Annotated in this window: 15 protein-coding genes and 1 pseudogene; 12 read left to right on the top strand and 4 right to left on the bottom strand. The window is 71.4% G+C overall.

Annotated features, from left to right (window positions below; genetic code table 11):
- The first annotated feature begins 44 nt into the window (after window positions 1-44).
- The 4 genes from metG (at window position 45) to JN350_RS17715 (ending at window position 3,953) form a co-directional block, all read left to right on the top strand.
- Complete coding sequence (gene metG, locus JN350_RS17730; RefSeq protein ID WP_205463020.1) at window positions 45-1,622, top strand: methionine--tRNA ligase; 1,578 nt, start codon at window positions 45-47, stop codon at window positions 1,620-1,622.
- Window positions 1,619-2,527: a TatD family hydrolase gene (locus JN350_RS17725; RefSeq protein ID WP_205463019.1), complete on the top strand. Its 909-nt coding sequence runs from the start codon at window positions 1,619-1,621 to the stop codon at window positions 2,525-2,527. The genes metG and JN350_RS17725 overlap by 4 nt, the downstream gene beginning before the upstream one ends.
- Window positions 2,527-3,378, top strand: coding sequence for a 16S rRNA (adenine(1518)-N(6)/adenine(1519)-N(6))-dimethyltransferase RsmA (rsmA, locus tag JN350_RS17720; protein ID WP_205463018.1), 852 nt, complete (start codon window positions 2,527-2,529; stop codon window positions 3,376-3,378). The genes JN350_RS17725 and rsmA overlap by 1 nt, the downstream gene beginning before the upstream one ends.
- 287 nt (window positions 3,379-3,665) lie before the next feature.
- Window positions 3,666-3,953, top strand: a complete 288-nt coding sequence (locus tag JN350_RS17715) for a hypothetical protein (protein ID WP_205463017.1) — start codon at window positions 3,666-3,668, stop codon at window positions 3,951-3,953.
- Window positions 3,954-3,964: 11 nt separating this feature from the next.
- On the opposite strand, the gene JN350_RS19950 is transcribed toward JN350_RS17715, so the two are convergent.
- Window positions 3,965-4,144: a hypothetical protein gene (locus tag JN350_RS19950; RefSeq protein ID WP_240347412.1), complete on the bottom strand. Its 180-nt coding sequence runs from the start codon at window positions 4,142-4,144 to the stop codon at window positions 3,965-3,967.
- A gap of 77 nt (window positions 4,145-4,221) precedes the next feature.
- A pseudogene (locus JN350_RS17710) lies at window positions 4,222-4,703 on the bottom strand (SDR family NAD(P)-dependent oxidoreductase); the annotation flags it as partial.
- 102 nt (window positions 4,704-4,805) lie between these two features.
- On the opposite strand from JN350_RS17710, the gene JN350_RS17705 reads away from it, so the two are divergent.
- The 5 genes from JN350_RS17705 (at window position 4,806) to JN350_RS17685 (ending at window position 10,309) form a co-directional block, all read left to right on the top strand.
- Window positions 4,806-5,648, top strand: a complete 843-nt coding sequence (locus tag JN350_RS17705) for a helix-turn-helix transcriptional regulator (protein WP_205463016.1) — start codon at window positions 4,806-4,808, stop codon at window positions 5,646-5,648.
- A 261-nt stretch (window positions 5,649-5,909) separates the two neighbouring features.
- Complete coding sequence (locus JN350_RS17700; protein WP_205463015.1) at window positions 5,910-6,899, top strand: ATP-grasp domain-containing protein; 990 nt, start codon at window positions 5,910-5,912, stop codon at window positions 6,897-6,899.
- A 108-nt stretch (window positions 6,900-7,007) separates the two neighbouring features.
- Window positions 7,008-8,048 carry an LLM class flavin-dependent oxidoreductase gene (locus JN350_RS17695; protein ID WP_205463014.1) on the top strand — a complete coding sequence of 347 codons (1,041 nt, stop codon included), beginning with the start codon at window positions 7,008-7,010 and terminating at the stop codon, window positions 8,046-8,048.
- Complete coding sequence (locus JN350_RS17690) at window positions 8,048-9,367, top strand: O-acetylhomoserine aminocarboxypropyltransferase/cysteine synthase family protein (RefSeq protein WP_205463013.1); 1,320 nt, start codon at window positions 8,048-8,050, stop codon at window positions 9,365-9,367. Before JN350_RS17695 ends, JN350_RS17690 begins: the two co-directional genes overlap by 1 nt.
- 9 nt (window positions 9,368-9,376) lie before the next feature.
- On the top strand, window positions 9,377-10,309 hold the full coding sequence (locus tag JN350_RS17685) for a 4-(cytidine 5'-diphospho)-2-C-methyl-D-erythritol kinase (RefSeq protein WP_205463012.1): 933 nt from the start codon (window positions 9,377-9,379) through the stop codon (window positions 10,307-10,309).
- Window positions 10,310-10,321: 12 nt separating this feature from the next.
- Here JN350_RS17685 and JN350_RS17680 read toward each other — a convergent pair whose 3' ends face one another.
- Both JN350_RS17680 and JN350_RS17675 read right to left on the bottom strand, forming a co-directional pair.
- Window positions 10,322-10,840, bottom strand: a complete 519-nt coding sequence (locus JN350_RS17680; RefSeq protein WP_205463011.1) for a hypothetical protein — start codon at window positions 10,838-10,840, stop codon at window positions 10,322-10,324.
- Window positions 10,828-11,973, bottom strand: a complete 1,146-nt coding sequence (locus JN350_RS17675) for a glycosyltransferase family 39 protein (protein ID WP_205463010.1) — start codon at window positions 11,971-11,973, stop codon at window positions 10,828-10,830. The genes JN350_RS17680 and JN350_RS17675 overlap by 13 nt, the downstream gene beginning before the upstream one ends.
- Before the next feature lie 95 nt (window positions 11,974-12,068).
- Here JN350_RS17675 and JN350_RS17670 point away from each other — a divergent pair, with 95 nt between their 5' ends.
- The 3 genes from JN350_RS17670 to modA are packed head-to-tail and all read left to right on the top strand — an operon-like array spanning window position 12,069 to window position 14,399.
- Window positions 12,069-13,124 carry a ThiF family adenylyltransferase gene (locus JN350_RS17670; RefSeq protein WP_205463009.1) on the top strand — a complete coding sequence of 352 codons (1,056 nt, stop codon included), beginning with the start codon at window positions 12,069-12,071 and terminating at the stop codon, window positions 13,122-13,124.
- A gap of 53 nt (window positions 13,125-13,177) precedes the next feature.
- Window positions 13,178-13,594 (top strand): TOBE domain-containing protein, encoded by a 417-nt coding sequence (locus JN350_RS17665; protein ID WP_111084694.1) that lies wholly within the window; start codon window positions 13,178-13,180, stop codon window positions 13,592-13,594.
- Window positions 13,595-13,646: 52 nt separating this feature from the next.
- Window positions 13,647-14,399: a molybdate ABC transporter substrate-binding protein gene (modA, locus tag JN350_RS17660; protein ID WP_205464506.1), complete on the top strand. Its 753-nt coding sequence runs from the start codon at window positions 13,647-13,649 to the stop codon at window positions 14,397-14,399.

Genomic DNA, 14,399 nt, shown 5'->3' with positions numbered 1-14,399 from the left:
CCGCGCGCGTCATCCGGGTTCCGCGCGCCCGTAGGATGGTCCGCATGTCCGACGGGTCCTCGTTCAGCATCACCACGCCGATCTTCTACGTGAACGACGTGCCCCACATCGGGCACGCCTACACCGAGGTCGCCGCGGACGTCCTCGCGCGCTGGCACCGGCAGCGGGGTGACGACACCTGGCTGCTCACCGGCACCGACGAGCACGGGCAGAAGATCCTGCGCACCGCCTCGGCGAACGAGGTCACGCCCCAGGAATGGGCCGACCGCCTGGTGACCGAGGCGTGGAAGCCGCTGCTCGACACCGTCGACGTGGCCAACGACGACTTCATCCGCACGACCGACGAGCGCCACGAGCGCGGCGTGACGGCGTTCCTGCAGAAGCTCTACGACGACGGCTTCATCTACGCCGGCGAGTTCGAGGGCTTCTACTGCGTGGGCTGCGAGGAGTACAAGCAGCCGAGCGACCTGGTCCCCGGCACCGGTGCGTACGAGGGACAGCAGGTCTGTGCCATCCACTCGATCCCGGTCGAGGTGCTGTCCGAGCGCAACTACTTCTTCCGCATGTCGGACTTCGAGCAGCGCCTGCTCGACCTGTACGAGTCGAACCCGCTGTTCATCCAACCGGAGAGCGTCCGCAACGAGATCATCTCGTTCGTGAAGCAGGGCCTCCGCGACCTGTCGATCTCGCGGTCCAGCTTCGACTGGGGCATCAAGATCCCGTGGGACAGCGACCACGTCCTGTACGTGTGGTTCGACGCCCTGCTCAACTACGTCACCGCGCTGGGCTACGGCACCGAGGACGACGAGGCCTTCAAGCGCCTGTGGCCGAGCGTGCACATCGTCGGCAAGGACATCGCCCGTTTCCACGCCGTCATCTGGCCGGCGATGCTCATGGCTGCCGGCCTGCCCGTACCCGAGCGCGTCTTCGGTCACGGCTGGCTGCTCGTCGGTGGCGAGAAGATGTCCAAGTCGAAGCTGACCGGCATCGCGCCGTCGGAGATCACCGACACCTTCGGGTCCGACGCCTTCCGCTACTACTTCCTCCGCGCCATCACCTTCGGGCAGGACGGCAACTTCAGCTGGGAGGACATCTCGGCGCGGTACCAGGCCGAGCTCGCGAACGGCTTCGGCAACCTGGCCTCGCGCCTGGTCGCGATGCTGCAGAAGTACTTCGACGGCGCAGTGCCCGCGCGGGGGCCGCTGACCGAGTCGGACGAAGCCGTCGACGCCCTGGCGGTGTCGGTCACCGAGCGTGCCGACGCAGCCATCGCCGCGTTCGCCCCGCACGAGGCGATCGCCGCCGTCTGGGAGCTCGTCGACGCCCTGAACGGGTACATCACCGAGCAGCAGCCGTGGGCCCTGGCGAAGGACGACGCGAACCGCGAGCGGCTCGGCACCGTCCTGACCACGGCACTCCGTGGCCTCGGCACCGTCGCGGTGCTGCTCTCCCCGGTGATGCCGAAGGCCACCGAGAAGCTGTGGGCGTCGATCGGTGCCGGTGGCTCGATCGCCGAGCAGCGTGTCGATCGTGCCTTCGAGTGGCAGGGCGCCGACCAGGTGGTCCCGCTCGAGAGCGGGCTGTTCCCGCGCATCGAGCAGGCAGAGCAGGGCGCCGCGTGACCGACGCCCACCTCCGCTCCCGTGGCGACGGGGACGGCTCCAAGCGCGACCTGACCTACCCGCCCCTGCCCGAGGCGCTCGTGGTCCCGGTCTACGACAACCACACGCACATGGAGATCGCCGACGGTGGCGACGGGGCGCTCGACTACCGCGAGCACCTCGGCCGTGCCTCGAGCGTCGGCGTCCGCGGTGTCGTGCAGGTCGGCACCGACCTGGCGACCTCGCAGTGGTCCGCGTCGATCGCCGCCCGCGAACCCCGCGTGCTCGCAGCGGTCGCACTGCACCCGAACGAGGCCCCTTCGCTGCAGGAGCAGGGGCTGCTCGACGAGCACCTCGCCGGGATCGAGGCCCTGGCGGCACTGCCCCGTGTCCGGGCGATCGGTGAGACCGGTCTCGACTTCTTCCGCACCGGTGAGGACGGGCGCGACGCCCAGATCCGCTCGTTCGAGGAGCACATCCGCATCGCGAAGGAGCACGGCCTCGCGCTGACCATCCACGACCGCGACGCGCACGACGCCGTGGTCGAGGTGCTCGACCGCGTCGGGGCTCCGGAGCGCACGGTGTTCCACTGCTTCTCCGGCGGACCCGACCTGGCTCGGCTCTGTGCCGAGCGCGGCTGGTACATGTCGTTCGCCGGCACCGTGACGTTCAAGAACGCAGCACTGCTCCGCGAAGCCCTCGTCGTCGCGCCACGGCACCTGATCATGGTCGAGACGGACGCGCCGTTCCTGACCCCGACGCCGTACCGCGGCCGGCCGAACGCCCCGTACCTGATCCCGCTCACCCTGCGGTCGATGGCGGAGACCCTCGGCACCGATGCCTCGATGCTCGCCGCGCAGATCGCGTCGAACACCGAGCTCGTCTACGGCGCGTGGGACGCCGAGCCCGTGACGGTGGACGAGTAGTGGGCGCGCTCCTCGGCCCGGCCGAGATCCGGGAACTCGCCGCCGAACTCGACGTGACCCCGACGAAGAAGCTCGGGCAGAACTTCGTGCACGACGCCAACACCGTCCGACGGATCGTGTCGGTCGCCGGCGTGACGCCGTCGTCCCAGGTGCTCGAGATCGGGCCGGGCCTCGGCTCCCTGACGCTCGGGCTCACCGAGACCGGCGCGCCCGTCACCGCCGTCGAGATCGACAAGCGGCTCGCGGCGAAGCTGCCGTCGACGGTCAGCGCGCTGCAGCCGGCGGCGACGCTGACGGTCGTGCAGCAGGACGCGATGACCGTCGCCGCCTCGGACCTCGACACCGAACCGACGCACCTCGTCGCGAACCTGCCCTACAACATCTCGGTGCCCGTGCTGCTGCACCTGCTCGCGACCTTCCCGTCGATCGAGCGGTCGCTCGTGATGGTGCAGGCCGAGGTCGGGTACCGTCTCGCGGCGGGCCCGGGCAGCAAGGTCTACGGGTCGCCGAGCGTCAAGGCCGCCTGGTACGGCTCGTGGAGCACGGCCGGGCTCGTCAGCCGGCAGGTGTTCTGGCCCGTCCCGAACGTCGACAGCGTGCTCGTGGCGTTCGACCGGCACGAGCCCCCGGGAGACGAGCGGCTGCGGTCGCGGGTGTTCACCCTGGTCGATGCGGCGTTCCAGCAGCGGCGGAAGATGCTGCGGCAGAGCCTGTCCGGTGTGCTCGGTGGCAGCGCCCACGCCTCCGAGGTCCTGACGGCGGCGGGCATCGACCCGACGGCCCGGGGCGAGGCGATCGGTGTCGACGACTTCGTGCGGCTCGGTCGGACGGTCCTGGCGGCTGCGGAGTAGACGGGTAAGTCACCGGGCGAGTGGCATGCGCTGATCGACGCGGCGACGCCGAGGCCGAACTGCAGCAGCTGCTCGCCGGACCCAGACGCCGCGAACGGGGGACCGCGCGCACGGTCGCCTCGGCCCTACGATCGGTGAGTGCCTCGCATCACCCTCCCCCGCTGGATCACGATCATCGCCGTGCTCGGCGGGCTCGCCATCGGTTGCTTCGCAGCGTCGGTCGTCGTCCGCGATCCGTCCAGCGACGGGGCGTGGGTCGCGGTGGTGCTCGGCCTGAGCATCGTCGTGTGGGGGTCGCCTTCGCGTACCTGGACGACGGGCCGGACACCGATGAACCGGACACGACGGCGGTCGACTCCGTGCCGCGCGTGCACCGCGACCGCGTGCACCGGCTCCTGCGCACAGCGCTGACGGTGACGGTGTTCACCGCGATCTACGCGATCACCCGCTGGCACCAGGTGCCGGTCGGTTGGGCGCTCGGCGGAGCGGTGATCGCGACGGGTCTCCCCGTGCTGAACCGCGCCCTCGACCGCCGGATCGCTCGCGACGAGCTGGGCGAGGGCGCGGCCGACTGACGTGCCGCGGGTCAGTGCGCGCGCGACGCCATCGCCTCGAAGACCTGCTGGTGCGTGCCGTCGCGCTCGGCGAACCGGAGCGGCAGCACGTTCTGCACCAGGATCTCGGGCGATGCCCCCGACTCCAGCAGCGCGAGGACCTCGTCGGCGAAGGCGTCGAGGGGCATACCGCCGAAGTCAGCTCCGCCCATCAGGTCGGTCGACACCGCCGGGGAGCGAGCTCGAGCACCGACACCGGGGTCCCGAGCAGCTGCTGACGGAGCGACTGCGTGTACGAGTGGACGCCGGCTTTCGTGGCGTTGTACGTCGGCGTCGCGGTGAGCGGGACGAACGCGAGGCCGGACGACACCGTGACGATGGTCGAGGCGGGCTGCGTCAGCAGGTGCGGCAGGAACGCGTCGATGAGGCGGATCGTGCCGACCAGGTTGGTCTGGATGATCTCGAGCGCGTCGTGGATGTGGTCGGGGAGCGCAGGTCCTCGTTGCGCATGATCCCCGACATGGTGACGAGGGTGTCCAAGGACGGGTGGGTCTCGAGGACCGAGGCGGCAGCGGCCTCGATCGAGGCCGCATCGCTGACGTCGATCTGCACGGTGCCGAAGCCGTGCTCGGCGGCGAGCGAGTCGAGCAGCGACTGACGACGCCCGCCGATGACGACGGTGCTGCCCGCGGCCTGCAGGCGCTGGGCCAGGGCGAGGCCGATGCCGGAGGTCGCGCCGGGGATGAAGACGGTGGAGTTCGTGATGTCCATGTCCACCACCATGCGCCGTCTTCGACGGCCCTGCCAGACCTCGGTCATCGGGGGATCGGCGATCCCTGGCACAGCGGCGGGAACCGGACGACAATCGGGACCATGGACCGCGCTGCACTCGCCGACTTCCTCCGCCGTCGCCGCGAACTGCTGCGCCCCGAGGACGTCGGCCTCGGCCAGGGACCACGACGCCGGACGCCTGGTCTCCGGCGCGAAGAGGTCGCTGCGCTCGCGGGCATGTCGGTCGACTACTACACGCGCCTCGAGCAGCAGCGTGGGCCGCAGCCGTCGGAGCAGATGATCGCCGCGATCGCCCGGGCGCTCCGCTGCAGTCTCGACGAGCGCGACCACCTGTTCCACCTCGCCGGGCAGAACGCCCCGACCCGGATGCACCGTGCCGACCACGTCGACCCCGCGATCCTGCGGGTGCTCGACCGCCTCGAGGACACCCCCGCGATCGTGGTCAGTCACCTGGGCGAGACGCTGGTCGAGAACCGGCTCGCCGCGGCGCTGCTCGGGTCGTCCGTCGACCTGCCCGGCAACGAGCGCTACCAGGCATGGCGGTGGTTCGTGACCGGCGACGAGCTGGCGAAGTACGCGCCGGAGCAACACGAGCGACTGGCCCGGGTCGTGGTGGCGTCGCTGCGGGCGGCGGTGGGGCTGGCCGGACCGGGGGACCGTCGGGCCACCGAGCTCATCGCCGAGCTCGCGACCCGCAGCCCCGAGTTCCGCGAGCTCTGGGCACTGCACGAAGTGACGAGCCGCTGGTCCGACAACAAGACGATCGTGCAGCCTGCGCTCGGCCGGATCACCGTCGACTGCCAGGTCCTGCACACCGACGACCAGGCGCAGGCGCTGCTGCTCTTCACCGCACCCCCAGGGTCCGAGGATGCGCAGAAGCTCGAGCTCCTCGGCGTCGTCGGCCAGCAGGCGTTCGCGCACTGACGCCGCGCACGGTGCGGGTCCGCCCGGCTCGTGCGAGGTTGGTCGAGCCCCCACGGTGCGAGGTCGATGGTCCCGTGCGCCGTTGGCCGCTCGGTGCCGCGCTTCATCCCGCCACCGAGCGATCAACCTCGCACCGGCCGGACAAGCGCGCACCGTGCGACCCGGACCCCGGCTCTCGCTCCCCCTCCCGACCCCACCACACGAAGCAACCGCGCGTCACACACTTGGCCGCGTGCGGTATACCGTGCCTAGGGTGGGCGGGTGAGCACTCCCCGCGTGTACGTCATCCACGAGAACCCCGAGTGGTTCCCGCCGCTCGCCGCAGCCTTCGAGGCCGAGGGCGTCCCGGTGCAGGAGATCCTGCTGACCGAGGGACAGATCGACCTCGGTGCCGAGCCGGAGCCCGGTGTGTACTGGTCCCGCATGTCGGCGTCGAGCCACACCCGCGGCCACGAGCACAGCAAGGAGTACACCCGCGCGGTCCTCGGCTGGCTCGAACGAGCGGGTCGCCAGGTCGTCGGCGGCAGCCACGTGCTCGAGCTCGAGGTCTCCAAGGTGGCCCAGCACGGGCTGCTGCAGGACGCCGGGTTCGACGTGCCCCGCACCACCGCCGTGTTCGGCACGACGACGCTCAAGCAGGCGGCACGGGACTTCACGAACGGCCAGGACGTCCCGTTCATCACGAAGCACAACCAGGGCGGCAAGGGCCTGGGCGTCCGCCGGTTCGACTCGCTCGCCGAGTTCGACGCCTACGTCGACTCCCCGGAGTTCGAGGCGCCGGTCGACGGCATCACGCTGCTGCAGGAGTTCCTGACGGCCCGTGAGCCCTTCATCACCCGCGTCGAGTTCGTCGGCGGCGAGTTCGTGTACGCCGTCCGCGTCGACACGAGCGCCGGCAGCTTCGAGCTGTGCCCGGCCGACGCGTGCGAGGTCCCCCAGGTGATCGCTGGAGCAGTCTGTGACGTGCCGGGAGCCGAACAGCCGAGCGCGTTCAGCGTCCGGACCGAGGTCACCGCCGAGCACCCGCTCGTCCAGCAGCTCCGCACGTTCCTCGCCGACCAGCGCATCACGATCGCGGGCGTCGAGTTCATGGAGACCACCGACGGCCGCACGGTCGTCTACGACATCAACACGAACACGAACTACAACCCCGCCGTCGAGGAGTCCGCGCCGGCCTCCGGCCCGCGTTCCATCGCGCGCTACCTCGGCGGCCTGCTGGAGACGCAGTACGCGGCGCAACTCACGGCCTGAGCACGCAAGAACCACCGGTCTGGAGGCCCGTGGCGGGCCCGCCCCGCGCCTCCAGTCCGTTCCGCGCCCCTTCCCGGGCACTCCCCACCTCCCCAAGGAACCCACCCCGTGCGATTCGGATACTGGACCCCGCTCTTCGGCGGCTGGCTGCGCAACGTCGAGAACGAGCACATGCCGGTCACCTTCGACTACGTGAAGCGCCTGGCGCAGCGCGCCGAGCGCATCGGCTTCGACCTGACGCTGGTGCCGGAGCTCAACCTCAACGACATCAAGGGCACGGCGGCGCCGTCGCTCGAGGCCTGGTCGCTCGCGGCGGCGATCGCGGCGACGACCGAGCGGCTCGAGATCATGGCGGCGATGCGCCCGGGCTACCACCTGCCCGCGGTGACGGCGAAGCAGGCGGCGACGATCGACGACATCTCGTGCGGCCGCTTCACGTTCAACGTGGTGAGCGCGTGGTGGGCGGAGGAGGCCAAGCAGTACGGCGGCATCTTCTCGGAGCACGACGACCGCTACAAGCGGACGGCGGAGTTCGTCGAGGTCATGAAGGGGATGTGGCGGGAGACGCCGTACTCGTTCTCGGGCGAGTACTACGACGTCCAGAACGCCCACCTCGAGCCGAAGCCGCGCGTGACGCCCCGCATCTACGCCGGCGGCGAGAGCGAGGCCGGCAAGGCCGCGATCACCGGGTACGCCGACGCCTACGTGACCCACGGCGGCACGGTCGAAGAACTCCGCACGAAGATCGCCGAGATGAAGCAGCGCCGCGTCGACGCCGGGCTGCCGCCGTTCGAGGCGTTCGGCATGGCCGCGTACGTCATCGTCCGCGAGACCGAGGAAGAGGCACAGGCCGAGCTCGCGCGGATCACCGACGTGCAGCACGGCAACGCCTACGAGTCGTACCAGGACTTCATCTCGAAGTCGCAGCTCGAGCACGTCCCCTCGCTCGAGGACTACTCGGTGTCGAACCGCGGCCTGCGCCCCGGATTCGTCGGCACGCCGGCGCAGGTCGCTGCCCGGATCAAGGAGTTCGAGGACGCCGGGGTGGACACGCTGCTGCTGCAGTTCTCGCCGCAGCTCGAGGAGATGGACCGCTTCGGCGAACAGGTCATCCCGCTCGTCCGCCCGTCCGTCGGGGCGCAGTCCTGATGGGGGACGCGGAGACCAGCGCCGAGGACGGATGGGCGTTCGAGACCCGGCAGATCCGTGCGGGCTTCAAGGCCGATCCGGGGTTCGGTGGCAACGTCCCGCCGATCGCCCAGACCGCGGCCTTCGTCTACCCGTCCGGTGAGGACGCGGCGGACCGCTTCATGCTCAACGCCCCGGGGCACACGTACTCGCGTGTGAACAACCCGTCGGCGGCCGCGCTCGAGCGGCGCATCGCGGACCTCGAGGGCGGCGTCGGTGCGCTCGCCCTGGCGTCCGGCCAGGCGGCCACCTCGTTGGCCGTCCTCGGCGTCGCCCGGGCCGGTGACCACGTCGTGTCGAGTGCCTCGCTGTACGGCGCGACGTACACGCTGTTCGCGTCGACGCTGCACGACCTCGGCATCGCGTTCACCTTCGTGCAGGACCCCACGGACCTGGACGAGTGGGCGGCCGCGGTGCGTCCGGAGACGAAGGCGTTCTTCGGGGAGTCGATCCCGAACCCGCGCGGTGACGTCCTGGACTTCGCGGGGGTGGCCGGGGTCGCGCACGACGCCGGCGTCCCGCTCATCGTCGACAACACCATCGCGACGCCGTACCTGGTCCGTCCGATCGAGCACGGTGCGGACATCGTCGTGCACTCGGCGACGAAGTACCTGGCCGGTCATGGCAGCGCCATCGCCGGGCTCATCGTCGACAGCGGCAACTTCGACTGGGCGGCCCACGCCGACCGGTTCCCGCAGCTCGCGACCACCGAGCAGTCCGGGTTCGCGAACACGGACTTCGCGTCGAAGTTCGGGCGGCGAGCATTCATCCAGCGCACTCGGTCGAAGCTCTCCGCCGACCTCGGTCCGGCGATCGCGCCGTTCAACGCCTTCCTGGTGTTGCAGGGCATCCAGACGCTGTCCCTTCGTATGGACCGGCACGTGTCGAACGCGGCCGCCGTCGCGTCGTGGCTGGACGCGCACGACCAGGTGCTCGGCGTGCACTACGCGGGGCTGCCGTCGTCGCCGTGGCACCACCTGCAACAGCGCTACGTGCCGAAGGGGCCGTCGGCGGTCCTGGCGTTCGACCTGGACGGCGGGGTCGAGGCCGGACGGCGGTTCGTGGCCGCCCTCGAGCTGTTCGACCACGTGTCGAACATCGGTGACGTCCGGTCGCTCGTCGTGCACCCGGCGTCGACGACCCACGTGCAGATGACGTCGTCGGAGCGCGCCGCTGCAGGTGTGGGCGACGGGCTCATCCGGCTGTCGATCGGCCTCGAGCACATCGACGACGTCCTCGCCGACCTGGCGCGGGGCTTCGCGGCAGCCGCAGCGGGATAGGTTGGGGGCATGACCACGTTGGCCGCCCCGACCCGCGTGCGGACGCGCGCCCCCGGCAAGATCAACGTGTTCCTGTCCGTCGGTGCGCTGCAGGACGACGGCTACCACGACGTGGCGACCGCGTACCAGGCCGTGTCGCTGTACGAGGACGTCACGGCCGAGCACGCCGACGACTTCTCGGTGACGTTCACCGGTCCGATCGACACGTCGAACGTGCCGGTCGACGAGTCGAACCTGGCGATCCGTGCGGCCCGGCTCGTGGCCGACGCCGCGGGGCACCGGGGTGGGGTCCGGTTGACGATCGACAAGCAGGTGCCGGTGGCCGGCGGCATGGGTGGGGGCTCGGCGGACGCCGCGGCCACGCTGCTCGCCGTGGACACGCTCTGGGGCACCGCCCTCGGGCGCGAAGAACTGCTCCGTCTCGCCGCACAGCTCGGCGCGGACGTGCCGTTCGCCTTCGCCGGGGGCACGGCCGTGGGCACCGGGCGCGGCGACGAACTGAGCCCCGCGCTGGCGAAGGGCGAGTTCCACTGGGTCCTCGCGTTGAGCGACGACGGCCTGTCGACCCCGGCGGTCTACCGTGCGCTCGACGAGCACCGGGAGCGCTACCGCGCCGACATCGCACCGGCGCCGTCCCACCCCGTGGTGGAGTCGAACGTGCTGCAGGCGCTGCGCGCCGGCGACCCCGACCTGCTCGCCGACTGCGTCCACAACGACCTGCAGGCCCCGGCCATGCGGCTGCAGCCCGGTCTCGCGTCGACCCTCGAAGTCGGCGAGAAGGCCGGAGCGCTCGCGGGTCTGGTGTCGGGCAGCGGTCCGACGGTGGCGTTCCTCGTCGGCGACCGCGACGCCGCGCTCGAACTGCAGGTCGAACTCAGCGCCGCCGGGCTGGTCGCGCTCCGTGCCACCGGTCCAGTGCACGGCGCCCGCGTCGTGCACTGACCGTCCTGACGGTCAGCGGCTGTACTTCCAGAGGATGACCGTGTCCTCGTGCCACCAGCGCACGACGTGGAACCCCTGGGCCTTCAGCGTCTCGGACACCTGCGGGCGGATGTTCCGCGACGTCGCACCGACGAACCACACGGTGTCGATGTCGTCCAGGCGAGCGGGCACCGTCGTGGCGATGTCGCCGTTCGTGTTCCAGAGCTGGCCGCGTTCGGCTCCCGTGCTCGTGACGGCGAGGTCCCGCATGCCGGTGAAGGCCTCGGGGTAGGCGTCGGCGATGACCTGCGCGGTCGTGGTGGGGTGCCCGTACACGCTGCCGTAGATGACACCTTCGTCGGAGTCGGTCGCCCAGTTGCGCTCGCGCTCGATCACCGCCGCGGCGTTCGCCCAGTGCGAGGACTGCTTGGCGTGCGGCAGTCGCACGATCGTCGACGTCGGTACGGACACCAGGACCATGGCGACGACGGCCATCGCGATCCAGCGTCGCGGGCGGATGGCCGTGATCGCCAGTCCGATCAGGAGCGCCACGAACGGCAGGCTGATGCTCGCGTACTTGGGGAGTACAGGTGCTCGCCGGCGGCGGTCGCGGCGACCAGCAGTGCGGTGGGCAGGATCGTCAAGGGCACGGCGACCCGGACGGCCTGCATGCGGAGCAGGTCGCGGGCTGCCGGCGACGGGCGTCGGGCCGCGCGCACCGTCAGCACGACGGCGACGATCATGAGCACCCAGCCGAGGGTCGCGTACGGGTAGACGACGCCGAACCAGGCCGTCGCGAACACCTGCCGTAGGGTGGCCCACCCGATGCCGGTGATCCAGCCGACCTGCTTGGCCTGACCGGCCGCGAGCCCGATGAACGGCAGGACGACCACGGCTGCGGCCGCGGCGGCGACTGCCCAGCGGACGACGACGGCACGGTCGACCATCGCCGAACGGACGGTGCCGGTGCGCTCGGTGACCGCGGCCTGTCGACGGGCCGCCCGGTCGGCCGCAGCGGTCCAGGCGAGCACGACGCCGTGCGCCACCACGGCGAGGGACAGGTAGACGTTGAACAGGACGGCCACGGCCGCGAGCACGCCGTAGGCGACCCACCACCGCGTCGCGTGGTGCCGGACCCGGGTGCGACGGACCGCGGTCAGGCCGACGAGCGTGAGCAGCGCGGCGAACGTGGTGACGGTCGCGTACGGGCGGCCCTCGGTACCGGCCCAGGCGACGCGGGGCAGCAGCAGGAAGACCAGACCGGAGACGACTCCCAACCGGACGCCACCGAGCCGCCGCCCGAGCGCCACCACGAGCGCGGCGGCGACCCCGATCGCCAGGGCACTGGGGAAGCGGAGGGTGAACGGGGTGTAGCCGACCAGGGCGAACCAGACGTGCATGAGCGCGTAGTACAGACCGTGCACGGCGTCGACGTTCTGCAGTTCCGCCCAGAGGGCAGGCCAACTGCGCTGTGCACTCGTCACCGTGGCGGCCTCGTCGTACCAGACCGACGGCACCCACGTGAAGGCCGCGGCGACGACGACACCGAGCGCGCCGATGGTGATCTCCGGCGTGCGCGCGAGGGCATGGACGGCCGTCAGCGCGAGTGCCCGCGACCGGGCGCGTACCGAGGTGTCCGACGTCGGGCGTCGGACGGTCACGGTGCCGGTGCGGGGAGAGCTCACGTCCGAGACCGTACCGAGCGGCTCTGAGCATCTGCCGCGATCCTCCGCTGAGCTTTCACATGCAGGGATTCGGCGCGACCGGCGAGAATGACGGGATGGACCCCCTCGTCGCCCCGGTCGCAGCACTCTCCCCGTGGCGGACACGGCTCGGCTCGCGGACCGCTGCCCTGTCCGACGTCGGCGCCGTCGGGCTCCGGCGGCTGGCCGCTTCACGCGTCCTGGTGGTCGGGGCCGGCGGCCTCGGGGCTCCCGTGGTCGCGTACCTCGCCGGGGTCGGACGGCTCACGGTCGTCGACCCCGACGTGGTCGACGCGTCGAACCTCGCGCGTCAGACGCTCTTCACGGCGGTCGACGTCGGATCGTCGAAGGCCGAGGTCGCCGTCGCCCGCGCCCGCGCCGTCGACCCGGAACTCGACGCGGTCGCCGTGGTCGGGTCCTTCACCCCGGAGCTCGTCGCGGGGCACGACGTGGTCGTCGACGCGGCGGACGCCGTCCTGGTCACCCGGGCCGTCTCGGACGCCTGCGCCGACGCCGGCGTACCGTTCGTCTGGGGCACCGTGCTCGGCCACGACGGACAGGTCAGCGTCTTCCGCGACGCCGGACCGGACGGCGTCGACTTCCACGACCTGCACCCCGAAGCCCTGCCGGACGAGGGCTCCTGCGCCCTCGACGGCGTCGTCCCGGCACTGTGCGGCGCCGTCGGAGCGGTGATGGCCGGACAGGTACTGGCCCTGGTCACCGGCACCGGCGAACCGCTGCTCGGACGCGTCCTGACCGTCGATGCACGCCGCTGGCGGTGGAGCGAGAGCACCGTCCGGCGCGGGCCGGCATCACGCCGTCCCGTCGCGGTCGCTCCGTCCCGGACCGAGCGCATCGCCCCGTCCGCACTCGCCGCGCGCCTGGCCGACCCCGCGGATCCGGTGGTCGTCGTCGACGTGCGCACCGACGCCGAACGGGTGGACGGCGTGGTCGCCGGAGCCGTCACCGACGACACCGACGCGGCGGACGTGGTCGTCTACTGCGCCCGTGGTCCGCGTGCGGACGCGTGGGCTGCCGCCCAACCGGCCTGGAGGCACGTGGTGGTCCTCGACGGCGGGTTCGAGGCCTGGCGCCGCGAAGGGTTGCCCGCGGCGATCGGGCGCATGTCCTGATCCGACACGGATCGGGTCCAGAGCGCCGCTTCCGCGGCTAGGATCGTCGCATCATGACGCAACTGCGGATACGCGACGCTGCTGCCTTCCTCGGGGTCAGTGATGACACCGTGCGCCGACTCGTCGACGGGGGGACCTTCGACCGGGCCACCGACGACGCCGGTCGCGCCGTCGTCGACGGTCGGCAGGTGGCCGAGTACGCCCGGGCGCGGAGCACCGAGCTGGCCGCCCCGGACACCGGTGTGAAGAGTTCGGCACGGAACCGCTTCGTCGGCATCGTCACCGACCTGGTCGTCGACACCGTGATGGCGCAGGTCGAGCTGCAGTGCGGCCCGCACCGCGTGGTCTCGCTCATGAGCGCCGAGGCGGTGCGCGACCTCGGGCTCGAGGTCGGGTCCGTCGCCGTGGCGTCCGTCAAGGCCACGATGGTCACCGTCGAGGCGCCCACCCACCAGGAGGACCCCCGATGACCCGTCGTTCCCGCTCGCTGCTCGTGCCCTCGCCGTCGTCGCGGCGCTCGGCCTGGCGTCGTGTTCCACCGCTGACGCTCCGGCGGGGTCGTCGTCGCCGTCCTCGTCGTCGAGCGGGGACGCAGCCGTGTCGGGTTCGATCACCGTCTTCGCCGCCGCGTCGCTCCAGAAGACCTTCACCGCACTCGGCAAGCAGTTCGAGACCGCCCACCCGGGCACCTCGATCGAGTTCTCGTTCGCGGGGTCGAGCGACCTCGTCACCCAGATCCAGAACGGTGCCCCCGCCGACGTGTTCGCGTCCGCCGACGAGGCGAACATGGCGAAGCTGTCGTCGACCGACCTGGCGAGCGGATCGCCGCGGGACTTCGCGACGAACGTGCTCGAGATCGCCGTCGCGCCGGGCAATCCGAAGGGCATCACGAGCCTCGACGACCTGACCGGCTCCGGCGTCCAGCTCGTCACGTGCGCGGCCCCGGTGCCGTGCGGTGCCGCGACGGCGAAGGTCGAGTCCGCCTCCGGCGTCGACCTGCAGCCCGTCAGCGAGGAGCAGTCCGTCACCGACGTGCTCGGCAAGGTCGAGTCCGGTCAGGCCGACGCCGGACTGGTCTACGTGACCGACGTGCAGGGTGCCGACGGCAAGGTCGACGGTGTCCCGTTCGACGAGTCGAGCGGAGCCGTCAACACGTACCCGATCGGCGTGCTCGAGGAGTCCGAGGACCCGGAGCTCGCGCAGGCGTTCTCCGACTACGTCCGGTCCGACACCGGCCAGAAGGTACTCACCGCCGCCGGGTTCGGGAAGCCGTGA

The sequence above is a fragment of the Curtobacterium sp. 24E2 genome, assembly GCF_016925595.1.
Lineage (GTDB): Bacteria > Actinomycetota > Actinomycetes > Actinomycetales > Microbacteriaceae > Curtobacterium.
This window is presented reverse-complemented; position numbering and strand designations above follow the sequence as displayed.